General features: G+C 68.4%; 16 protein-coding genes. 8 read left to right on the forward strand and 8 right to left on the reverse strand.

What is annotated here, in order from left to right; translation table 11 throughout:
- Positions 1-132 precede the first annotated feature (132 nt).
- From fusA to fumC, 5 genes are all read right to left on the reverse strand, one after another.
- Positions 133-2208 (reverse strand): elongation factor G, encoded by a 2076-nt coding sequence (fusA, locus tag PV781_RS23610; protein WP_274778073.1) that lies wholly within the window; start codon positions 2206-2208, stop codon positions 133-135.
- Positions 2209-2228: 20 nt separating this feature from the next.
- Complete coding sequence (gene rpsG / locus PV781_RS23615; RefSeq protein ID WP_209102458.1) at positions 2229-2699, reverse strand: 30S ribosomal protein S7; 471 nt, start codon at positions 2697-2699, stop codon at positions 2229-2231.
- 17 nt (positions 2700-2716) lie between these two features.
- Complete coding sequence (gene rpsL, locus PV781_RS23620) at positions 2717-3088, reverse strand: 30S ribosomal protein S12 (protein WP_012171083.1); 372 nt, start codon at positions 3086-3088, stop codon at positions 2717-2719.
- A gap of 585 nt (positions 3089-3673) precedes the next feature.
- A complete protein-coding gene (locus PV781_RS23625; protein WP_274778074.1) occupies positions 3674-4657 on the reverse strand; it encodes a malate dehydrogenase in 984 nt (327 codons plus the stop codon).
- A gap of 225 nt (positions 4658-4882) precedes the next feature.
- Positions 4883-6274, reverse strand: a complete 1392-nt coding sequence (fumC, locus tag PV781_RS23630; RefSeq protein WP_274778075.1) for a class II fumarate hydratase — start codon at positions 6272-6274, stop codon at positions 4883-4885.
- Between the two features lie 263 nt (positions 6275-6537).
- Between fumC and PV781_RS23635 the strand changes: the two genes are divergently transcribed.
- The 6 genes from PV781_RS23635 (at position 6538) to PV781_RS23660 (ending at position 11041) form a co-directional block, all read left to right on the forward strand.
- A complete protein-coding gene (locus PV781_RS23635; RefSeq protein ID WP_274778076.1) occupies positions 6538-6726 on the forward strand; it encodes a DUF4169 family protein in 189 nt (62 codons plus the stop codon).
- Positions 6723-6998: a ribbon-helix-helix domain-containing protein gene (locus PV781_RS23640; protein ID WP_274778077.1), complete on the forward strand. Its 276-nt coding sequence runs from the start codon at positions 6723-6725 to the stop codon at positions 6996-6998. The genes PV781_RS23635 and PV781_RS23640 overlap by 4 nt, the downstream gene beginning before the upstream one ends.
- Positions 6999-7161: 163 nt before the next feature.
- Positions 7162-8289 (forward strand): FtsH protease activity modulator HflK, encoded by a 1128-nt coding sequence (hflK, locus tag PV781_RS23645; RefSeq protein ID WP_274778078.1) that lies wholly within the window; start codon positions 7162-7164, stop codon positions 8287-8289.
- On the forward strand, positions 8286-9251 hold the full coding sequence (gene hflC, locus PV781_RS23650; protein WP_274778079.1) for a protease modulator HflC: 966 nt from the start codon (positions 8286-8288) through the stop codon (positions 9249-9251). Before hflK ends, hflC begins: the two co-directional genes overlap by 4 nt.
- A gap of 7 nt (positions 9252-9258) precedes the next feature.
- Positions 9259-9444: a DUF2065 family protein gene (locus tag PV781_RS23655; RefSeq protein WP_274778080.1), complete on the forward strand. Its 186-nt coding sequence runs from the start codon at positions 9259-9261 to the stop codon at positions 9442-9444.
- A gap of 109 nt (positions 9445-9553) precedes the next feature.
- Entirely contained in the window at positions 9554-11041 is a 1488-nt protein-coding gene (locus tag PV781_RS23660) for a DegQ family serine endoprotease (RefSeq protein WP_274778081.1), read from the forward strand.
- 76 nt (positions 11042-11117) lie between these two features.
- Here the strand turns inward: PV781_RS23660 and serB are convergent, their stop codons facing one another.
- Positions 11118-12017, reverse strand: coding sequence for a phosphoserine phosphatase SerB (gene serB / locus PV781_RS23665; protein WP_274778082.1), 900 nt, complete (start codon positions 12015-12017; stop codon positions 11118-11120).
- Between the two features lie 21 nt (positions 12018-12038).
- Here serB and miaA point away from each other — a divergent pair, with 21 nt between their 5' ends.
- A complete protein-coding gene (miaA, locus tag PV781_RS23670; RefSeq protein ID WP_274778083.1) occupies positions 12039-12956 on the forward strand; it encodes a tRNA (adenosine(37)-N6)-dimethylallyltransferase MiaA in 918 nt (305 codons plus the stop codon).
- Positions 12957-12962: 6 nt separating this feature from the next.
- Here the strand turns inward: miaA and PV781_RS23675 are convergent, their stop codons facing one another.
- Entirely contained in the window at positions 12963-14333 is a 1371-nt protein-coding gene (locus PV781_RS23675; RefSeq protein ID WP_274778084.1) for an aminotransferase-like domain-containing protein, read from the reverse strand.
- 155 nt (positions 14334-14488) lie between these two features.
- Here PV781_RS23675 and PV781_RS23680 point away from each other — a divergent pair, with 155 nt between their 5' ends.
- Complete coding sequence (locus PV781_RS23680; RefSeq protein ID WP_274778085.1) at positions 14489-15349, forward strand: DMT family transporter; 861 nt, start codon at positions 14489-14491, stop codon at positions 15347-15349.
- Positions 15350-15470: 121 nt separating this feature from the next.
- Here PV781_RS23680 and PV781_RS23685 read toward each other — a convergent pair whose 3' ends face one another.
- On the reverse strand, positions 15471-22403 hold the full coding sequence (locus PV781_RS23685) for an autotransporter outer membrane beta-barrel domain-containing protein (protein WP_274778086.1): 6933 nt from the start codon (positions 22401-22403) through the stop codon (positions 15471-15473).
- Positions 22404-22415: the final 12 nt, after the last annotated feature.

A 22415-nucleotide genomic window follows, 5' to 3' on the forward strand; every position in this document is an offset into this window, starting at 1 on the left:
GTCTTGCCGTGGTCAACGTGACCGATCGTGCCGATGTTGCAGTGCGGCTTCGAGCGGTTGAATTTCTCTTTGGCCATGGGACTCTCCGTTGGGTCTCTCTGGCGAGAATGAGCGTTACGGGTGGAGTGAGGATCAGGCGTATTTCGCCTGAACCTCCTGAGCGACGTTCGAAGGAACCTGCTCGTAGTGGTCGAACTGCATCGTGAAGGTGGCGCGGCCCTGGCTGAAGGACCGCAGCGTATTCACGTAGCCGAACATGTTGGCCAGCGGCACCATCGCGTTGATGACGTTCGCATTGCCGCGCATGTCCTGGCCCTGGATCTGACCGCGCCGGGAATTCAGGTCGCCGATGACGGAGCCCGTGTAATCCTCGGGGGTCACCACTTCGACCTTCATGATCGGCTCGAGCAGGATGGCCCCGCCCTTCTGCAGCGCCTCGCGGAAGGCGGCGCGGGAGGCGATTTCGAAGGCCAGAGCCGACGAGTCCACCTCGTGATAGGCGCCGTCAACGAGCTGCACCTTCACGTCCACCACCGGGAAGCCGGCGAGCACGCCAGCGCCGAGAACGCTCTCGAGGCCCTTCTGGACACCCGGGATATATTCCTTCGGCACCGCGCCACCGACGATGGCGCTCTCAAAGGCAAAGCCCTTGCCGACTTCGTTCGGCTCCACGACGAACTTCACCCGGGCGAACTGGCCGGTACCACCGGTCTGCTTCTTGTGGGTGTAGTCCACCTCGGTCCGCTTGGTCAGCGTCTCGCGATAGGCCACCTGCGGAGCACCCACATTGGCCTCGACCTTGTAGGTGCGCTTCAGGATGTCGACCTTGATGTCGAGGTGCAGTTCGCCCATCCCCTTGAGGATGGTCTGGCCGCTCTCGTGGTCGGTCGACACGCGGAAGGAGGGATCCTCCGCCGCCAGCTTGGAGAGGGCGATGCCGAGCTTTTCCTGGTCCGCCTTGGACTTGGGCTCGATCGCGATCTCGATGACCGGCTCGGGGAATTCCATCTTCTCGAGGATCACAGGCTTGGCGGTGTCGCACAGCGTGTCGCCGGTGCGCACTTCCTTGAGGCCCGCCAGAGCGACGATGTCGCCGGCATAGGCTTCCTTGATGTCCTCGCGGTTGTTGGCATGCATGAGCAGCATCCGACCCACGCGCTCACGCTTGTCGCGGGTCGAGTTGAGCAGGCCCATGCCAGCTTCCATCACACCCGAATAGATGCGGCAGAAGGTGATGGTGCCGACGAAGGGGTCGTCCATGATCTTGAACGCGAGCACGGAAAGGGGCTCGCTGTCCGAAGGATTGCGGACGGTCTCTTCCTCGGTCTTGAAGTCGATGCCCTTGATCGCGCCGCGATCGATGGGGCTCGGCAGATAGTCAACCACCGCGTCAAGAAGCGGCTGCACGCCCTTGTTCTTAAAGGCAGAACCGCAGAAGACGGGGTTGAACTTGCGGCCGATGACGGCCTTGCGGATGAGCGACTTGAGGGTCGCCTCGTCCGGCTCGACGCCGTCGAGGTAGTTGGCGAGGGCATCGTCGTCGAGCTCAACGGCGGCCTCGATCAGCTTGCCGCGATATTCGGCAGCCTTCTCGGCGAGATCCGCGGGGATCTCTTCGTCGTGGAACTTCGCGCCCAGGGCTTCGTCTTCCCACACGACCGCCTTCATGCGGACGAGGTCGATGATGCCCTTGAAGTTGCTCTCGGAGCCGATCGGCAGCTGGCAGCACACGGGGTTGCCGGCCACGCGGTCGACGATCATCTCGACGCAGCGGTAGAAGTCGGCACCGATCTTGTCCATCTTGTTGACGAACACGATGCGCGGGACGTTGTACTTGTCCGCCTGGCGCCACACGGTCTCGGTCTGCGGCTCGACGCCCTGGTTGCCGTCCAGCACGCACACCGCGCCGTCGAGCACACGCAGGGAGCGCTCCACCTCGATGGTGAAGTCCACGTGCCCGGGGGTGTCGATGATGTTCAGACGCTTGCCGTCCCAGAACGCGGTCGTCGCAGCAGAGGTGATCGTGATGCCACGCTCCTGCTCCTGCGTCATCCAGTCCATGGTGGCGGCACCGTCGTGCACTTCACCGATCTTGTGGCTCTTGCCGGTGTAGTAGAGGATCCGCTCGGTCGTCGTGGTCTTGCCGGCATCAATGTGGGCCATGATGCCGAAATTGCGGTAGTCCTCGATCGCGTGGCTGCGCGGCATAGCTCAGTCCTCGGTTCCGATCACCAGCGATAATGCGAGAAGGCACGGTTGGCTTCCGCCATACGGTGCGTGTCCTCGCGCTTCTTCACCGCGTTGCCGCGATTGTTGGCCGCGTCGAGAAGCTCGGCGGAGAGACGCTCCACCATGGTCTTCTCATTGCGGGCGCGGGCCGAGGCGATGAGCCAGCGGATCGCGAGGGTCTGGCGACGCTCGGTGCGCACCTCGACCGGGACTTGGTAGGTGGCGCCGCCGACGCGACGCGACCGGACTTCAACGGCCGGAGCGACATTCTCCAGAGCCTGGATGAAGACCTCGACCGGATCGTGCTTGGCCTTGGCCTCGACGGTCTCGAGGGCGCCGTACACGATGGACTCGGCCACCGACTTCTTGCCGTCACGCATGACGGAATTCATGAAGCGGCTCAGCACGAGGTTGCCATACTTGGCATCCGGGATGACTTCGCGGCGCTCGGCCTTATGACGACGAGACATGCTCGCTTCTCCTCAGATCACTTCGGCCGCTTGGCGCCGTACTTCGAACGGCGCTGCTTGCGGTTCTTCACGCCCTGGGTATCCAGCACGCCGCGGAGAATGTGGTAACGCACGCCGGGAAGGTCCTTCACGCGGCCACCGCGGATCATGACCACGGAGTGCTCCTGAAGGTTATGACCCTCACCGGGAATGTAACCGATCACTTCGTAGCTGTTGGTCAGCCGCACCTTGGCAACCTTACGAAGCGCCGAGTTCGGCTTCTTCGGGGTCGTGGTGTAGACGCGGGTGCACACACCACGCTTCTGGGGGCTCGACTGAAGAGCGGGAGCCTTGTCCCGCGCCTTCTGCGCTTCCCGCGGCTTCCGGATCAGCTGGTTGATCGTAGGCATACGCCTTCGCCTCGTCCTGATCTGCGGCTTGCGCCGCAATTTTGAGTTCTGCGACCCCTTTTGAGGATCGCCACGATGGGGCGGCCAGGGCCGCCGTGAAACAGTTGGACACCGGCAGTCGCCCGCCGATGGCACCACGCAGAAAGGGCGTCGCAAACCGCTTGCGCAGCTTGCACGCCAATTCGCGACAGAGGATCGCGGAACTCTCGACTCCGAGGAGCCTGGCGCCGCGATCGTGCACCCAAATCTCGTAGTGCTGTTCCTGGCAGCGTTTCTGCGTTTCTGGCCGGGCGTTCCGGAAAACCGGAACAGCTCCTTAAGTCCCAGACGCCGATCGCCTGCCGCGAAAGTGGGCTGCTTCTAACCGCAGAGTCGCATCCCGTCAAGGGCGGGGACAGGCAGAAGCAAGGTATTTTGGGCTTTCTTGCCCGCTTCGCCTCAGTCCGGCCGGGCTCTGCCAGCCGGTGGCGCGGTGTGGCCTTCAGCCTCTGCCGCGCAGGGCGCAATAAAGCGCAAAAAGATGACAGGATCTTAAAAGGAACGCCAAGAAAGCGGGCCCGGGCACCCTGCCCGGGCCCCTTTTCATCAGCCGGTGATGGCCTTCACGCCGTCGCGCTCGTCGGTGAGCTCCTTCAGCGTCTTGTCCATCATGGTGCGCGAGAAGTCGTCCACGGGCAGGTCCTTGACCACCTCGTATTCGCCGTTGGCGCACACGCAGGGCATGCCGTAAACGATTCCCTCGGGAATGCCGTAGGAGCCGTCCGAGGGCACGCCCATGGAGACCCAGCCACCATTGGTGCCGTGGATCCAGTCATGCATGTGGTCGATGGCCGCGTTGGCGGCGGACGCCGCGGAAGACAGGCCGCGGGCCTCGATGATCGCCGCGCCGCGCTTGCCGACCTTGGGAATCAGCACGTCGCGATACCAGGCCTCGTCATTGACCAGCTCGGGCAGCGGCTTGCCGTTGGCGGTGGCGAAGCGGTAGTCGGCATACATGGTGGGGGAGTGGTTGCCCCACACAACCATCTTCTCGATGTCGGCGGAGGACACGCCCACCTTGGCCGCGAACTGCGAGAGCGCGCGATTGTGGTCGAGCCGCAGCATGGCGGTGATGTTCTTGGCCGGCAGGTCGGGCGCGCACTTGCGGGTGATGTAGGCGTTGGTGTTGGCCGGATTGCCGACCACCAGCACCTTCACGTCGCGCTTGGCCACCTCGTTCAGCGCCGCGCCCTGGACCTTGAAGATCTCGGCGTTGGCGAGGAGGAGGTCGGCGCGCTCCATGCCCTTCGACCGGGGACGGGCGCCCACCAGGAAGGCCGCGTCGATGTCGCGGAAGGCCACCTTCGGATCGTCGGTGATGACGACGCCGGCGAGGTTCGGGAACGCGCAGTCCTCGAGCTCCATCACCACGCCACCGACCGCCGCCTGAGCCTGGGGCAGATCGAGCAGTTGCAGGATGACCGGCTGGTCCTTGCCGTAGAGGTCGCCATTGGCGATGCGGAACAGCAGCGAATAACAGATCTGACCGGCGGCGCCCGTGACAGCGACGCGAACGGCGGGTTTGGTCATGAGAAATGCCCTTATGCCATGGGCCCACCCGCGGGGGCGGGGCCCGCGGCGCGCAATCTAGTGTGGCCGGCGGCAGAAGGGAAGCGCGCGAATCTGCCCGCACAGCCTCGCTTGCGCTGATATTTTATGCGTCGGCCACCGCGGGCCGAACGCTGCAACGCGAACGCCCGGCGCGGGGTTGCGCCGGGCGTCGCTTTAGCTTGGAAGAGACGGGGTGTGCCGGGCTCAGCCGGGGGAGATCATCTTCTCCGGACGCACCACGGCGTCGAACTCCTCATTGGTCACATAGCCACCGCCCACGGCCTCCTCGCGGAGCGTGGTGCCGTTCTTGTGCGCGGTCTTGGCGATCTTGGCGGCATTGTCGTAGCCGATCTTGGGCGCGAGGGCGGTCACCAGCATCAAGGAGCGCTCGAGGGCCGCCTTGATGTTGTCCTCGCGCGGCTCGATGCCCACCACGCAATGCTCGGTGAAGCTGAGGGCCGCGTCCGACATGAGGCGCACGGACTGGAGGAAGTTATAGGCCATCACCGGGTTGAAGACGTTCAGCTCGAAATGGCCCTGGCTGCCGGCGAAGGTGAGCGCGGCATTGTTGCCGAAGATCTGCACGCAGACCTGGGTGAGCGCCTCGCACTGGGTGGGGTTCACCTTGCCAGGCATGATGGACGAACCCGGCTCGTTCTCCGGCAGGGAGAGCTCGCCAAGGCCCGAGCGCGGGCCCGAGCCGAGGAAGCGGATGTCATTGGCGATCTTGAACAGGGAGGCCGCCACCGTGTTGATGGCCCCGTGCGAGAACACCATGGCGTCATGGGCGGCCAGCGCCTCGAACTTGTTCGGCGCGGTGGTGAAGGGAAGCCCGGTGATGGCGGCGATGTGCTCGGCCACCTTCTCGGCGAAGCCCACCGGGGCGTTCAGGCCGGTGCCCACCGCCGTGCCGCCCTGGGCGAGCTGCATCAGAGCGGGCAAGGTCGATTCGATGCGGGCGATGCCGTTCTCCACCTGCTGGGCATAGCCGGAGAATTCCTGGCCCAGGGTCAGCGGGGTGGCGTCCTGGGTGTGGGTGCGGCCGATCTTGATGATGGAGGACCAGGCCTTGGCCTTGTCCGCGAGCGCGCCGTGCAGGGTGCGCAGGGCCGGCAGCAGGCGGTGGACGATCTCCTCCGCGCACGCCACGTGCATGGCGGTGGGATAGGTGTCGTTGGACGACTGACTCATATTGACGTGGTCATTGGGATGCACGGGCTTCTTGGAGCCCTTTTCCCCGCCCATCATCTCGATGGCGCGATTCGAAATGACCTCGTTGGCATTCATGTTGGACTGGGTGCCAGAGCCGGTCTGCCAGACCACGAGCGGGAAATGGTCGTCCAGCTTGCCGTCGATGACCTCCTGGGCGGCGGCCACGATGGCGGCGCCGACCTTGGGGTCCAGGCGGCCGAGGCCCATATTGGTCTCGGCGGCGGCGCGCTTGACGATGCCCAGCGCCCGGACCACCGGCAAAGGCTGGCGTTCCCAGCCGATCTTGAAATTGCCGAAGGACCGCTGCGCCTGGGCGCCCCAATAGCGGTCCGCAGGGACCTCGATGGGGCCGAAGGTGTCGGTTTCGGTGCGGGTGGCTGTCATTCCAGGTCGCCTTTCCACATATTGAAGCGGTCGCGGGCCTTCTATCACAGCCAAACCACGGCTGTGAGCGCGTCGAAACCGTAAAATAGTTCCAGGACGGTAGTGGGTGGTGGAAGGATGTGGTGCGATTTGCCATAGCTTCGCCCCGGATCAGGCATTTACTGCAACGATCAGCGCTGCGACGATGGCTCAGGGGCCATCGGATGCGGCACCCGTCATTCGGCGAGGTTTTGGGGGAACCTTGCCGCTCATAGAGGTTCGACGTGGGCGAGATCGTGAATCTCAGGCGCGTGAAGAAGCAGCGGGCTCGGCAGGATGCGGAGACCACTGCCGCCGAGAACCGGGTGCGGTTCGGCCGCACCAAGGCTGAACGCCTCGCCCAGGCGGCGCAGCGCAGCCTCATGGATAAGACTCACGAAGGTCATGCGCTCACTGAGAGGGATGGAAAATGAAAAGCCCCGTGGTGAAGAGGTCCATCGTCATCGCCGGTCACAAGACCAGCGTGAGCCTTGAAGATGCGTTCTGGGACGCGCTGAAGGAGATCGCCGCCAGCCGGCGCCTGACGCTCTCCGATCTGGTCGCGACCATCGATTCCTCGCGGACGCAGGGCAATCTGTCCTCGGCGATCCGCCTGTTCGTGCTCGACCATTACCGCGAGAATGCCGCCTCGGCCCGCGGACCGTCACATTCCGAGCGTTCGGGAGCTGGCGCTCCCGTTGCGTAAGGCGAATGCCATTCCTATGTGAACGAAGCTAGGCAGGCACGCGGTGCGTTGAAACGCGGCGCGTGCCTTTCTATAACCCGCTACCCCGAGCGCGTTCGCGGGTGGGCGGCACAGGGTGACACGCGGAGCGGCAGCACAGGCTGCGCCCCGAGGGAGACAACGGATGTCGTGGAAAAATCAGAGCGGTGGTCCGTGGGGGAGCGGGCCGAGAGGTCCCTGGGGCTCGGGGCCTTCCTCCTCTGGTCCAACGCCTCCTGACATCGAAGACCTGATCCGCCGCAGCCAGGATCGGCTGCGACACATGGTTCCAGGTTCCATGGGCAGCAAGGGCATCATCCTGCTGGTGGTGCTGCTGATCGGCGGCTGGCTGCTGTCCGGCTTCTATCGGGTCGAGCCCGACGAGCAGGGCGTGGTGCTGCGCTTCGGCCGCTTCGTCCAGGTGACGCAGCCCGGCCTCAACTATCACCTGCCCTACCCCATCGAGACCGTGCTCACCCCCAAGGTGACCCGCGTGAACCGCCTCGATATCGGCATGCGCCTGACGGAAGACCCGCGCCGCGGCTCCACCGTGGTGCGCGACGTGCCCGAGGAAAGCCTCATGCTGACCGGCGACGAGAACATCGTCGACGTGGACTTCGCGGTCTTCTGGGTGATCTCGAACGCCGAGAACTATCTCTTCAACGTCCAGCACCCCGAGGGCACCATCAAGGCGGTGGCCGAGAGCGCCATGCGCGAGGTGATCGGGCGCACGGACATCCAGCCCATCCTCACCGGCGCCCGCCAGGGCATCGAGACCGGTGTGCAGGACCTCATGCAGCGCACCCTCGACCAGTATGGCGTCGGCGTGCGCGTGACGCAGGTCCAGCTCCAGAAGGTGGATCCGCCCTCCCAGGTCATCGACGCCTTCCGTGACGTGCAGGCCGCCCGCGCCGATGCGGAGCGTGCCCAGAACGAAGCCCAGACCTATGCCAACCGCGTCGTCCCCGAGGCGCGCGGCGAGGCGTCCCGCATCGAGAATGCCGCCCAGGCCTATCGCGAGCGGACCGTGGTCGAGGCGCGCGGCCAGGCGGCCCGCTTCCTCAAGATCTATGATGAATATGTGAAGGCGAAGGACGTGACCCGCCAGCGCATGTATTTCGAAACGCTGGAACGCGTGCTCGGCGGCATGGACAAGGTGATTGTCGATCAGGCCGGCGGCGGCCAGACCGGCGTCGTGCCCTACCTGCCGTTGAACGAACTCGCCCGCCGCCCCGCGGCTGCAGGCGCCCAGCCCCAGGGAGCCGCCCGATGAAAAATTCCGTCTTCGGAGGCGTGCTCGCCATCCTCGCCGTCCTCATCGTGGTCGGCGTCTATTCGTCCGCCTTCACCGTAAACCAGACCCAGCAGGCGCTGGTGCTGCGGCTCGGCAATCCCCAGCCGCCCATCACCACGCCGGGCCTGCACTGGAAGGTGCCGTTCATCGACAGCGTCGTCTATATCGACAACCGCATCCTGGACCTGGAAAATCCGTCCCAGGAAGTGATCGCCTCCGACCAGAAGCGCCTAGTGGTGGACGCCTTCGCGCGCTACCGAATCACCAATGCGCTGAAGTTCTACCAGGCGGCGGGCACCGTGGAGGCGGCCAATTCGCGCCTTGCCACCGTGCTCAACTCGTCGCTGCGCCGCGTGCTCGGCGAAAGCAACTTCATGACCGTGGTGCGTGACGACCGCGAAGGCCTGATGCACCGCATCAGCGAGCAGGTGAACCGCGAGGCGGCCAATTTCGGCATCACCGTGGTGGATGTCCGCATCCGCCGCGCCGACCTGCCGGAAGCCAACAGCCAGGCCGTGTTCCAGCGCATGCAGACGGAACGCCAGCGCGAGGCGGCCGAGATCCGCGCCCAGGGCAACGAGGCGGCCCAGCGCACCCGCGCCCGTGCCGACCGCGAGGCCACGATCGTGCTCGCCGAGGCCAATTCCAAGGGCGAGCAGGTGCGCGGCGAAGGCGACGCGGAACGCAACCGCATCTTCGCCGATGCCTATGGGCGCGATCCCGACTTCTTCGGCTTCTACCGCTCCATGCAGGCCTATGATGCCAGCCTGAAGGCCGGCGATACCCGGATGCTGGTGGCGCCCGAGAGCACCGCCTTCTTCCGCTATCTGACCGACCCGTTCGGCGGCACCCGGCTCCCGGTCCCGCCCCAGGCCGCGCCGTCCGCCCCGTCCCTGGCCCCGGCCCAGCCGGCGCCGGCACTGCCCGCGCCGGCCCGCTGAGCCCCCGATGCGGGATCTCCTCGCCGCCGTCGGGCTCCTGCTCGTGATCGAGGGATTGTGCCTTGCCGCTTTCCCTCGGGCATGGCGCAGTGCCATCGAGGCGGTGATGAAGGCGCCGGAAACACCGCTGCGCGTCGCCGGCCTTGTGGTCGGCGCCGTGGGTGTGGTGGTCGTCTGGCTGGTCCGCGCCTGACCGCTCGAGGTCCATATGACGGGAGGGACGGGCTGCACGCCGGCCGCCCCTCCCCGTCCCGCCCGGACGGGCTATAGTGCTGCTGTTTCGCGCCCCGCGAGGAGAGACCATGTCCAAAGCTTTGCGCGCCTTGTCCGCGCTGCTGGCGCCCGCTCTGGTGATCGGCCTCCTGGCCGGCACGGCGGTGCCCCACGCCGCGCTTGCGGCCTCCACCAAGGGGCCGGACACCGTGGCCGACACCGCCGAGCGGGTCATGGACGCGGTGGTCAACATCTCCACGTCGCAGAACGTGGCCGCCTCCCGCTCCGTGCCCACGCCCCAATTGCCGCCGGGCTCGCCGCTGGAGGACCTGTTCGACGAATTCTTCAAGCGACGCGGCGGCCAGGATGATGGCGACAACGCCCCGCAGAACCGCTCGCGCAAGGTATCGTCGCTCGGCTCCGGCTTCGTCATCGACCCGGCCGGCCTGATCGCCACCAACAACCACGTCATTGCCGACGCGGACGAGATCTATGTGAACTTCAATGACGGCACCAAGCTCAAGGCCGAGCTGGTGGGCCGCGACCCCAAGACGGACCTTGCTCTGCTCCGGGTGAAGCCGGACAAGCCGCTCACTGCCGTCAAGTTCGGAGATTCCGACAAGTTGCGGGTGGGCGACTGGGTGATGGCCATCGGCAATCCGTTCGGCCTCGGCGGCACGCTCACCGTGGGCGTGGTCTCCGCTCGCAACCGAAACATCAATTCCGGCCCCTACGACAATTTCATCCAGACCGACGCCGCCATCAATCGCGGCAATTCGGGCGGCCCGCTGTTCAACATGGATGGCGAGGTGATCGGAGTGAACACGGCCATCATTTCCCCGTCAGGTGGCTCCATCGGCATCGGCTTCTCCGTCCCCTCCTCCACCGCCGCCCCCGTGCTGGCGCAGCTGGAGCAGTTCAAGGAGGTCCGGCGCGGCTGGATCGGGGTGCGCATCCAGGCGGTCACCGACGAGATCGCCGAGACGCTCGGCCTCGGCAAGGCGCGTGGCGCGCTGGTGGGCGGGGTCAGCGATGACGGCCCGGCCGCCAAGGGCGGCATCAAGGCCGGCGACGTGGTGGTGCGCTTCGACGGCAAGGACGTGAAGGAAATGCGCGACCTGCCGCGCCTCGTGGCCGACACGCCCGTGGGCAAGCAGGTGGACGTGGTGGTGATCCGCAAGGGCAAGGAAGAGACCCTGAAGCTCACCATCGCCCGCATGCCGGAGGACGAGAAGCCCGCCGCAGAGGGCAAGGCCCCCGAGGCGCCCAAGACCGACTTGAAGCGCGTGCTGGGCATGGAACTGTCCCCCCTCACGGACGAGTTGCGCAAGCGCTTCAAGATCAAGGACAGCGTGAAGGGCGTGGTGATCCTGAACGTGGACCGCACCTCCGCCGCCGCCGAGAAGGGCCTCAAGCCCGGACAGGTGCTGGTGGAAGTGGGCCAGGAGACGGTCGCCAATCCCGAGGACGTGGCCAAGCGCCTCGACGGCCTGCGCAAGGGCGACAAGAAGTCGGTGCTGCTGCTGGTGGCCAATCCTGATGGCCAGATGCAGTTCTCGGCCGTGCCGCTGAACTGATCGGCAACGTCTCACAGCAAAACGCCCGGCTGCGCGCGCAGCCGGGCGTTTTCATTTGGGGCGCCCGATGAAAGGCTCAGCCCTGGCGGATTTCCTCGTGGGTGTAACCCTGCATGTAGAGCAAGGCGGTCAGGTCGCCATGGTCGATGCGCACATGGGCAGCTTCCGCCACCTTCGGCTTGGCATGGAAGGCCACGCCGATCCCCGCCTCACCAAGCATGCCAAGGTCGTTGGCGCCATCGCCCACCGCCATGGTCTCGGAAGGGGCGAGGTGCAGGCGGTCGCGCAGCTCGATGAGGGTGGCGGTCTTCGCCTCTCGGCCCAGAATGGGCTCCACCACGCGGCCGGTGAGCTTGCCGTCTTCCACATCCAGGATATTGGCGCGGTTCTCGTCGAAGCCGATCATCGCCGCCACCGGTCCGGTGAACAGCGTGAAGCCGCCGGAGACGAGCGCCGCATAGGCGCCGTGGGCCTTCATGGTGGCCACCAGAATGGGGCCGCCGGGGGTGAGGCGGATGCGCTCGGCGAGCACGTCCTTCACCACGTCCGTGGACAGGCCCTTCAGCAGGGCCACGCGCTCGCGCAAAGCCGGCTCGAAGGCGATCTCCCCGCGCATGGCCCGCTCGGTGATCTCGGCCACATGGGCCTTGATGCCCACCACATCGGCCAGTTCGTCAATGCATTCCTGGCCGATCATGGTGGAATCCATGTCGGCGATGAACAGCCGCTTGCGCCGGTCCGCGGCCAGTTGCACCACCACGTCGATGGGCGCATCGCCCAGCGCGCCGCGCACGGTGTCCGCCAGAATGCGGGGATCGGCGCCCAGTTCAGGGTCGAACGGGATGTCGGCCGCGACCTCCGGCTCCAGGATGTGCGGCTCGCCCGCCTCCGGCAGCACGGCGCGGGCCGCGATCAGCAGGTCGCGCGAGAGCAGCGCATCGGCGGGATTTGAGATAAGGGTCGCGACATAAACCATGGCACATCCAGTGAGGAAGCCTTGAAGCCTGAGGCGGTGCTCATCGCAGGTCCAACGGCCAGCGGCAAGTCTGCCGTGGCCCTCGCCTTGGCGGAGCGCACGGGCGGCGTGGTCATCAATGCCGATTCCATGCAGGTCTATGGCGATTTGCGCATCATCACCGCCCGCCCTACCTTGGCGGAAGAGGCCCGCGTGCCCCATCGCCTGTATGGCCATGTGGACGGGGACACCGACTATTCCACCGGCCGCTGGCTGGACGATGCACGAGCCGCCCTCGCCGCCGCGCGGGCGGAGGGGCGGTTGCCCATCTTCATCGGCGGCACAGGTCTCTATTTCCGGGTGCTCACCCAGGGATTGGCCGCCGTGCCGCCCATTCCCGAGGTGATCCGCACCGCCTTGCGGGCCGAGGCGGAAGGCCTGTCTGACGCTGCCCTCCACCAGCGCCTTGCCGCGCGGGACGCCGACGGCGCGACCCGCCTCGCCCCCACTGATCGGCAGAGGGTGTTGCGGGCGCTGGAGGTGGTGGAGGCCACCGGCCGGCCTCTCGCCGCCTGGCAGCAGGCGCAAGGCCCTGCCCCGCTGTCGCTGGAGCGCTGCGCGCGCGTGGTGCTGGAGGTGGAGCGGGAGGTCTTGCGCGGGCGCATCGATGCGCGATTCGAGGCCATGATGGCGGCGGGCGCGTTGGATGAGGTGGCCGCGCTCGCGGCGCGGCAATTGCCTGCGACGCGTCCGGTTCTCAAGGCCCATGGGGTGCCGGCGTTGACCCGATACCTCGCCGGGCAGATGAGCCGGGAAGCGGCGTTCGCCGAAGGCCAGGGCGACACCCGCCGCTATGCCAAGCGCCAGGTCACCTGGTTCCGCCACCAGATGGAAGACTGGCCCCGCACCCAGCCCGACGGGGCGCTGGAGATCCTCATGGCCGCGCTGTCGGGCGCCTGACCACCGTCAGCCGAGGGCGCGGGCGAGGGTGTCAAAGGCGTCCGGCCCCATCTGGGCGACGTTGAAGCGCATGAAGGGGGTGGCGGTCTGGCTCACGGAGAAGACGTTGCCCGGCGCCAGCACCATCCCCTCCCCGAGCGCGCGCTTGGCCACCACGGCACCGTCGCGTCCCTCGGGCAGCCGGCACCAGAGCAGGAAGCCCCCGCGCGGCTCCACCGCCGGCCGCACGCCCAGCCCCGCGAGGCGCGCCGCCACCTCCCGCCGGCGCCGGGCGAGGCGCGGGCGAAGCGCCGCCAGATGCTTGCGATAAGTGCCATCCCCCAACACGCGGGAGACGATCTCCACCGCCACCGGGCTCGGCCCGCCGAAACTGGTGGCCACCTGGAGATCCACCAATCCCTCGATCCAATCGCGCCGCGCCACCACATAGCCGCAGCGCACGGCGGCGGAGAGCGTCTTGGAGAAGCTCCCCACCCGGATCACCCGCGCCAGGCCGTCGAGGGCCGCAAGGCGGGGCGAGGGCTCGGGCTCCAGGTCCGCGAAAATGTCGTCTTCCACGATGGTGAGGTTGTGAGCAGCGGCCAAGGTCAGGAGACGATGGGCCACGGGGAAGGCGAGGCTCGCGCCGGTGGGATTGTGGAGGGCCGAATTGGTCAGATAGAGCCGGGGCCCATGGGCGGCGAGCGCCTGGGCGAAACGGTCCAGGTCCGGGCCGCTGGCGGTGTAGGGCACGCCCACCAGCTTCACCCGGTGCGCCCGCAAGAGGGCCTGGAAGTTGAAATAGCAGGGATCGTCCACCAGCACCGTGTCGCCGGGCTGGAGCAGGAAGCGGCACACCAGTTCCAGCGCCTGCGAGCCGGAGGCGGTGAGCAGCACCTGGTCGGCCCCCGCCGCGATGCCCTCCGCCGCGCATTGGCGCACCAGCATCTGGCGCAAAGCGAGTGCGCCCCGGCTGCCACCATAATCGGTCAGCAGCCCATCCGGCGCCTTGGCGAGGCCCCGGATCGCACGGCGCAGCGCCTCCTGGGGCATCCAGTCGGCCGGCAGCCAGCCGCAACCCGGACGCATGGCATCCGAGGGCGCATCGAGCGACTGGCGGGAGACCCAGAGCGGATCCACTGCGCGATCCACCTGCGGCGCCGCCTCCGACAGTGCAAACGGGGCAACCGGACCGGCCACATAGAAGCCGGAGCCGGGGCGGGCGCGCACGACGCCTTCCGCCACCAACCGGTCATAGGCCTCCACCACCGTGGAGGGAGAGACGTCAAGCTCGCGCGCCAAGGCGCGGATAGAGGGCAGCTTCTCGCCGCTCGCCAGCATCCGGCCGGTCATGCGCCGGCGGATGGCCGCCATGGCCCGCCCCGTCTGGCCTTCCATCCCTTCGCCTTGTGTTCCCTCGCTTCGTGCGCCCAACTGTGTGCCCTATCGTATCCATACAGTTCGATGCAACTGTATCGCTCCGTGGCTGGGGAGGAAAGCCGTGCCGGCCTATGTCTTGCCCCCCGGGGGCACGGACAGGATCGGAGACCAGAATGGCGCGCGGGAACGAAGGATGGCTGAGCGGGCTGGCCGGCGTCCTCATCTTCAGCGGGTCGCTGCCGGCCACCCGCGTGGCCGTCCAGGGCTTCTCGCCGCTCTTCCTCACCTCCGCCCGCGCCGTCATCGCGGCGCTCCTCGGCGGGCTGCTGCTTCTCGCCTTCCGACAGGCGCGGCCGCAACGGGAGGATCTCGTTCCCCTCGCCATCGTGTCGCTGGGGGTGGTGGTGGGCTTTCCGCTCCTCACGGCGCTGGCCTTGCAGCACGTCACCTCCGCCCATTCCATCGTCTTTATCGGCCTCCTGCCCCTGGCCACCGCCCTGTGCGCGGTGGCGCGGGCGGGGGAGCGGCCGCGCCCGGCCTTCTGGCTGTTCTCGGTGGCGGGGGCGGCGGCGGTGGCGGGGTTCGCGCTGGGCGGCGGCGGGGCGCTCTCCCCTAATGGCGACTTGCTCATGCTGGCGGCGGTGGCCGTCTGCGGCCTTGGCTATGCGGAAGGCGCGCGCCTCTCCCGGCGGCTGGGCGGCTGGCAGGTGATTTCCTGGGCGCTGGTCCTGTCCCTGCCGGTCATGGCCCTCATGGCTTTCGTCACCCGCCCGGAAGGCTATGGGCAGATCGGGGGACCGGCCTGGATGGGCCTTGGCTATGTGGCCCTGTTCTCCATGATGATCGGCTTCGTCTTCTGGTACCGGGGCCTGGCGCTGGGCGGCATCGCCCGGGTGGGGCAGTTGCAGCTGCTCCAGCCCTTCTTCGGCCTGGCCCTGGCCGCTTTGGTGCTGGGCGAGCCGGTGGCCTGGACCATGGTGGCCACCGCCCTCCTGGTCATGGGCTGCGTGGCGGGCGCGAAGCGGTTCGGGTGAAGGGAGGTTTTTGCCGTCAGCCCCGGTCAGCGACCGGGGCCAAGCGGGCTTCGCTCAAACGCCGCGCGGGCTTGGGGCCGTCAGCCCCGGTCAGCGACCGGGGCAAACCGTCGTTAAACCCTCACCACCGGACGCGGAAGCTGCCCGAGACACCGATGGTGGAATAGCTGTCCGCCAGCTGGGCATCGAAGCCGGCGGAGAGCACGGTGTTCGGCCCCGCCGAGAATTGCAGCCCCGCATGGAGGTCGGCCGCGTCGGTCACGGTGGGAATAGGCGAGCCGGTGAAGGTGAGGCCCGGCAGCTCGGCGAAGCTGCGCGAGACACCCCGGTCGGGGCTGAAATCATGCATCCAGGCGGCGCGCACATAAGGCGCGATGCGCTGGCCATTGCCCAGAGTCCACTGCCCGTCCCATTGCAGGCCCACATAGATCGGCAGCGCGGTGACGGACGTGCTGTCATAGGTCAGGCCACGGCCCAGGCTGAACAGTTCCGAGCCGGAGCCCAGCCACAATTGGCTCGGCTGGAAGGCAAGGAAGGGCGTCACCTGCGCGCCGCCGCCCATCGCGAAGCTGTAGCCCACCTCGATCCGCCCGCCGAGCACCATGCCATCCAGGCCCGAGGACGTGGCGAGGTTCAGGCCGAGATTGTAGAGGTTGCGGTCGAAATTGGAGCTGCCATAGCCCAAGGTCGCGATGGCCGAGACATAGGCCGGGCCCCATTGGTGGAGGCCGTAGACGCTGAAGCCGCCATAGGAGGTGGAGACGGAGGCGCCGTAATCGTCCGCCCACAGATTGGTGGTGGAGAAGTTCACCGCCGCACCCAAGAGCGCGTTTCCGTTCGCGAGCTCCCCATCAAGGCCCACCGTGCCGCCGAAGGAGGAGCCGGACAGCCCGCCCCCCGTGGTCATCGCTCCAACCGGCGCGCCCCAGAAATAGCGGTTGCCCGTCGCGCCGGAGGCGGAGGTGGCCGTCCCGCTCGCCGCCGGCGCCGCCGCATAGGACAGTGCCGTGGAGGAGGGGCGCAGGCCCATGCGCCACAGGTCCATCTGGGTGGTGATGCCAGCCATGGAGGCGGAGGCGGAATTCAGGATGGTCATGGGCACCAGCGACACCGCGCCGCCTCCCACCGACTGGTAGGACTGTTCCAGCCGGCCGACGGTCGGCTGCTCCAGCAGGGCGGGCACGATGGCCTCGAACAGGGGCGAGGATCCCTGCGCCTGGATGATGCCCACCAGCGCGCCCAGTTCCTGGCCCGTGCCGGACAGGCCCGCCGGGGTGAAGTTGATGGCGGTGCCGAGCGTCAGGCCGCCGCTGCCCTGGCTCACCGAGAAGTCGAGCATGGCAGTGTCGCCCAGCGCCACGAGGCTCGACGCAGAGAGGCCGCCGGCAGCGCTCAGGAAAGCGGTGTCGTACTGACCGGGCTTGGCAAGGCCGGGATTGGCCAGCACGCCCATGACGCCACCCGAGAGGCTGGCGCTGCCGGAAACGGCGTAGCGGTCCGACAGGCCCGTCACCTGGTCCGTGCGCACCACGAGGACGCCGCTGGAGGTCTGAACCAGGGCGCCCGTAATCGACACATTGCCGAGGCTCGATGCGGCGCTGCGCAGCGTGCCGGCATTGGTGAGCACGTTGCCCGAGCCGCCGAGATCGAAGGACGAGCCGGCCGCGATGGTGCCGCCGGCGAGGTTCATCACCGTGTTCGCCGCGCCCGATTGCAGCGCGATATTGCCCGTGATGGTGCCGCCATTCACCACTTCGGCGAAGCCGTTGAGGGTGCGGATGGCCAAGCCTTCCGCTCCGTCCACAGTGGAGAGGCTGCCATAGGAGGTGAGCGTGGTCTGCGCGCCATCGGAGGTGATGGCGGTGCCGCCCGCGCCGCCAATGACTCGGGCACCCGCGCCGATGTTCAGGATGGGGTCCGCCGGCCCCTGGGTATAGACGGCGGTTGCCAGCGAGCCGGTGGCGCTGACGGTGACGCCCGCCGCCTGGGTATAGGTCACCTTGCCGCCGGCGCTGGAATTGCCGTTCAGCAACACCATGTCGTTGCCGTACATGTACAGGCCGCCGCCCTGGCTCGCCGACTGGGCGAGGACGCCATAGGCGCCGGCGCCGGAGGTGGTGATGTCCGCGTTCACATTCACCGTCACGGCGCCGCCCGTGCCGGACGCGCTCCCGCTCGGGCCCGTATAGGTCAGCGCCGTATTGTCGGCGATGGCCGCGCCGCCGCCGCCGCCGATGGATTGGGCGAGCACGCCCACCGAATTGGTGCCGGTGGTCTTGATGACGCCGCCCACCGTCACGGTGACCGCGCTGGCATCGCCGGAGGTGCCGGCGAACTGAACCGCGGCCTCGGCCTTGCCCACGCCGCCGCCGCCGCCGATGGACTGGGCGATGATGCCGATCGCCGCCGCGCCGGTGGTGTTGATCTTGCCCGTGGTGGACACGCTCACGGTGCCGCCCGCCCCACCGCCGGTGCCGCCAAGCACCAGGGTTTGCGCCGGCAAGGTGGAAATGCCGCCGCCGCCGCCGATGCTCTGGGCCACGAGGCCATGGGCATAATTGCCCTGGGTGGAGACAGACCAGCCATTCACGCCCTGAACCGTCACGCCCAGGCCCGCCCCGCCGGCGGATCCGCCCAGGGTGACGGTGCCGTTGAAGGTGCTGCTGGACTGGCTCTCGATGGGCAGACCCGTCACGCCTCCGCCGCCGCCGATGGACTGGGCGATGAGGCCGATGGAGCGGGTGCCGGCGGTGACGATATTGTTGCCATAGAGGGCGAAGACGGTGTTGGCATCGCCGCTGCCGGTGCCGTTGGCGCCGAGCGTCGTGTCATAGTCGATGGTGACAGCGGTGGTGCCGTTGCCGCTGAGCAGCGTGCTGGCATAGCCGCCACCGCCGGCAATGGACTGGGCCATGATGCCGTGCGAATCCATGCCCGAGGTCTGGACCGGGCCGTAATTGTTCAGCGTCACCGTCCCGGCCTGCGCGCCGAGGCCGTTGGTGCCGCCCAGCGTCATCGTCACCGAGCTTGTATTGGCATTGCCGGAAATGCCCGTCGTGCTGGCCGCAAGGCCGCCGCCACCGGCGATGGACTGCACCAGCACCGCCGGCGCCATGGCGCCCATGGTGGCCGTGCTCATCCAATTGTTGACCAGCACCGTGCCGCCCGCCCCGCCGCCGGAGCCGTTGCCGCCGAGCGCCAGGCCCGCCGCATAGGCGCCGCTGGTGGCATTGCCGCCGGTCGCGCTCACGTCGCTGGTGCCCCCTGCGCCGCCGCCGCCGCCGATGGACTGCACCAGCACGCCCACCGCGCCGAGGCCAAAGGTGACGGTGTAGGCATTGTCCGTATTGACGGTGACACCGCCGCCGGCGCCGCCGGAGGTGCCGGACCCGCCCAGGGAGAGCGTCGCGGTCACATCGCCTGAGCCGGTGGCGCTGCCATTGCTGGAGCCACCCATGCCGCCGCCGCCACCCACCGACTGGGCGACGAGGCCATAGGAGTAGGCACCATAAGTGGTGAGAGTGGTGCCGGTGCCGTAATTGTCGAAGGTGAGCGAGACCGCGCCGCCATTGCCGGCTGCCCCGCCCGTGCCGCCCAAGGCGAGGGACGCGGTGGTGTCGCCGCCGCCGCCCGCCCCGCCCGTGGACGAGCCGCCAATGCCGCCGCCGCCCCCGATGGACTGGGCCACCAGGCCCGACGCATTGGCGCCATTGGTCAGGATGGGCGAATAGGCCGAGACCGTCACCGCGCCGCCGTCATTGCCCGTGCCGCCTGTGCCGCCAAGGCCCAGCGAAGCGGAAATCTTGCCGTCGGACGTGCTGGACGTGGACGAGCCGCCTACGCCGCCGCCGCCGCCCACAGACTGGCCGAGCACCGCGACGGCGTTCGCGCCATTGGTCAGGACGCCGGCATTGGCGGTCACGGTCACCGTTCCGCCGGGCAGGCTGGAGGCGCCAGATCCACCCAGCGCCACCCCGATATTGGCCTCACCGCCGCTGGCGGTGGTGGCGTTGCTGGCCCCGCCGAAGCCGCCGCCCCCGCTCACCGACTGGGCGAAGATGCCATAGGACATGGCCCCGTAGGTGATGGTGTTGGAATTCTGCGTCACCGTGACGTTGCCGCCGGCCCCGCCCGTGCCGCCCGATCCGCCGAGCGCCAGGCTCACCGCATAGCTGCCGCTATTGGCATTGGTGGTGCTGGAGCCGCCGGCGCCGCCGCCGCCGCCCACGGACTGGGCGAAGATGCCGTGGGACTGGGCGCCGCTGGTGGTAACGGGGGCCGAGATGGTGGCCGAGACCGTGCCGCCGCCCCCACCGCCCCCACCCGACCCGCCCAGCCCCATGGCCAGGGCCACGCCGCTGGAAGCCTGGGACGAAGTGGAGCCGGCCGCGCCGCTGGCGCTGTTATTTGTGCCCGAACTGGAGCTGCTGCCGCCTGTGGCGGTGGAGATGAAGGCGCCGCCCGAACCGCCGCCCCCGCCCACCGATTGGGCGAAGACGCCGTAGGAGGTCACGCCCAAGGTGGCGATGCCGCTATAGCCGCTCACCGACACCGGCGCGTTGACGGTGACGTTGACGGTGCCGCCATCGCCGCCACCCGCGCCGTTACCGCCGAGGCCGAGGGCCAGCGACATGGTGCCGCCGGACGTGGAGGTGGTGTTGGACGCGCCACCATTGCCGCCGCCGCCGCCCACCGACTGGGCGATGAGCGCGGCCGAATTATTGCCCGCGGTCTGGAGCGTGCCCACCGTGGTGACCTGCACCTCGCCGCCGGTCCCACCGGAGGCCCCGCTGCCGCCCAGCGCGAGCGAGACGGAATGCTCGTTGGCGGAGGCGTTGGATGTGCTCGACCCGCCATTGCCGCCGCCGCCGCCCACGGATTGGGCAAACAAAGCCGGGGCATTGTCCGGCGGAGCCGTGACGCTGAGCGAGGTCAGCGGGATGCCGGTGAAGATGAGGGCGTAATTGTTGACGGTAACGCCGCCGCCGTCGCCGCCCGTTCCGGCCGAGCCGCCCATGCTCATGGCCAGCGAATTGCCGCCGCTGGTGCTGCTGCCGCCATCCGCGCCCGCCTGGGCCGCGTTGGTGCCGCCATTATTGCCGGCGCTTGAGGCCGTCTGCGAGGAGCTGGCCGAGCCGCTGGTGCTGCCGGTGGAGGAAGACGAGCTTCCGCCGCCGCCCGACTGCACGCCCGGCGCCGACGATGAGGTGGTGCTGGAGCCGCCAGACCCGCCGCCGCCGCCCACCGATTGCGCGAAGAGGCCGATGGCGCCCGCGCCCAGCGTGTTGATGAGGGAGAAGGTATTGCCCTCCACCGTCACGGCGCCGCCCGTCGCCCCGCTGGCGCCATTGCCGCCCAGGCTGAATGACACCGCCGCCTGGCCGCCGGTGGCGCTGGAGGCGGCCGAGCCGCCATTGCCGCCGCCGCCGCCCACCGACTGGGCGAAGATGCCATAGGCCTGCTGGCCGCTGGTGTAGATGTTGCCGGCGGTGCCCTCGAGGTCGACCGTGACGCCTCCGCCCGTGCCGCCCGTCCCGGCGCCGCCCCCCAGCGTCACCGAGGCGGCATAGGAGCTGCCGTCCGCATTGGTGCTGGACGAGCCGCCATTGCCGCCGCCCCCGCCCACCGACTGCGCGAAGATGGCGTGGGACAGGGTGCCGTAGGTCTGGAGCGCGCCGGTGGACGTGACGGAGACCGTATTGCCCCCGCCGCCCTGGCCCGCATTGCCGCCAATGGCCAACGATACCGCGATGCCGTTGTCCGGCTGGGTCTTGCTGGCGGTGGAGGCGCCCTTGTCGGAGGAATTGGTGTTGGAGAGGGCGGAATTGACGTTGTTCACGTCATTGGCCACGCCCGCGCCCGCCACCGAGGTGACGCCGCCGGTCAGTTCGCTGCCTTGCCCCGCCGTGGTGGTGGAAGAGGCCGCCCCGCCATTGCCGCCGCCACCGCCCACGGACTGGGCGAACAATGCCGCGGAATGATCCCCATGGGTCACCACCGTGCCGCCCACATCGAGCGTCACCGTGCCCCCCGCGCCGCCGCCCGCGCCATAGCCGCCAATGGCGATGCCTGCCGCATATTGGTTGGAGGAGGCGGTGGCCTGCGACCAGCCGCCATTGCCGCCGCCGCCGCCGATGGACTGGCCGATGACGCCCGGCGACTGCGCGCCATAGGTCACCACCGACCCGGAATTGAGGCCGCTATTGGACTGGGCGGAAACGGTGCCGCCATTGCTGCCCTGCCCGCCGCCGCCGCCGACCGCCACCGACACGGAGGCGGTGCTGGCGATCGCATTGGCATCGGCCGAGCCGCCATTGCCGCCCGAACCGCCCACGGACTGGGCGAAGATGCCGGGGGCGAGGTCGCTGGTCACCGAGCCGGTGCCCACCTGCACGCCGCCGACCTGCTGCACCGTAACCGAGCCGCCAGTGCCGCCGGAGGACCCTGCGCCACCAATGGCCACGGAGGCGGAATAGCCGTCCACCTCGGAGCCGGCGCCCGACACGGAGAAGGCCCGGCTCGACCCGCCATTGCCGCCGGAGCCGCCGATGGACTGGGCGAGGATGCCGATGGATTCATAACCCTGGGTGGAGATATTGGTGGCGTAGACGGTCACCGACCCCGCCGTCTGCCCCGAGCCGCCCGAGCCGCCGGTGGCCGCCGCCCCGCCCACGGACACCTTGGCATCGCCGCCGCCGGTGGACCCGGCGCCCGCAAGGGCGAAGCCGCCATTGCCGCCATTGCCGCCGATGGACTGGGCGAGAATGCCGATGGACTGGTCATAGGAGGTGGTGACGAGGGAGTTGGAGGTCACCTTTACCGCGCCCGAGCCCCCGCCCGAGCCACCATTGCCCGCCAGGGTGACGTCCGCGGCGAACACGATGGAGCCCGCCGCCCCGGCGCTGAAGCCGCCCGCGCCGCCCGACCCGCCGATGGACTGGGCCACGATGCCGGGGGAGATGAGGCCGGCCGTGGTGATCGGCGCGCCGGAATCCAGCACCACCGTTACGCCGCCCGCCGTGCCGCCGCTGCCGCCGCTGCCCCCCAGGGCCACCGCCGCCGCGGC

The sequence above is a fragment of the Aquabacter sediminis genome (genome assembly GCF_028863665.1).
Classification (GTDB): Bacteria; Pseudomonadota; Alphaproteobacteria; order Rhizobiales; family Xanthobacteraceae; genus L1I39.

Excerpts from the sequence above, each read along its gene's own strand:
- fusA (WP_274778073.1), bottom strand. The coding sequence starts at position 2,208 with ATGCCGCGCAGCCACGCGATCGAGGACTACCGCAATTTCGGCATCATG.
- hflC (WP_274778079.1), top strand. The coding sequence starts at position 8,286 with ATGAAAAATTCCGTCTTCGGAGGCGTGCTCGCCATCCTCGCCGTCCTC.
- rpsL (WP_012171083.1), bottom strand. The coding sequence starts at position 3,088 with ATGCCTACGATCAACCAGCTGATCCGGAAGCCGCGGGAAGCGCAGAAG.
- PV781_RS23675 (WP_274778084.1), bottom strand. The coding sequence starts at position 14,333 with ATGGAAGGCCAGACGGGGCGGGCCATGGCGGCCATCCGCCGGCGCATG.
- PV781_RS23680 (WP_274778085.1), top strand. The coding sequence starts at position 14,489 with ATGGCGCGCGGGAACGAAGGATGGCTGAGCGGGCTGGCCGGCGTCCTC.
- PV781_RS23640 (WP_274778077.1), top strand. The coding sequence starts at position 6,723 with ATGAAAAGCCCCGTGGTGAAGAGGTCCATCGTCATCGCCGGTCACAAG.
- PV781_RS23660 (WP_274778081.1), top strand. The coding sequence starts at position 9,554 with ATGTCCAAAGCTTTGCGCGCCTTGTCCGCGCTGCTGGCGCCCGCTCTG.
- fumC (WP_274778075.1), bottom strand. The coding sequence starts at position 6,274 with ATGACAGCCACCCGCACCGAAACCGACACCTTCGGCCCCATCGAGGTC.
- serB (WP_274778082.1), bottom strand. The coding sequence starts at position 12,017 with ATGGTTTATGTCGCGACCCTTATCTCAAATCCCGCCGATGCGCTGCTC.
- PV781_RS23625 (WP_274778074.1), bottom strand. The coding sequence starts at position 4,657 with ATGACCAAACCCGCCGTTCGCGTCGCTGTCACGGGCGCCGCCGGTCAG.
- hflK (WP_274778078.1), top strand. The coding sequence starts at position 7,162 with ATGTCGTGGAAAAATCAGAGCGGTGGTCCGTGGGGGAGCGGGCCGAGA.
- rpsG (WP_209102458.1), bottom strand. The coding sequence starts at position 2,699 with ATGTCTCGTCGTCATAAGGCCGAGCGCCGCGAAGTCATCCCGGATGCC.
- PV781_RS23655 (WP_274778080.1), top strand. The coding sequence starts at position 9,259 with ATGCGGGATCTCCTCGCCGCCGTCGGGCTCCTGCTCGTGATCGAGGGA.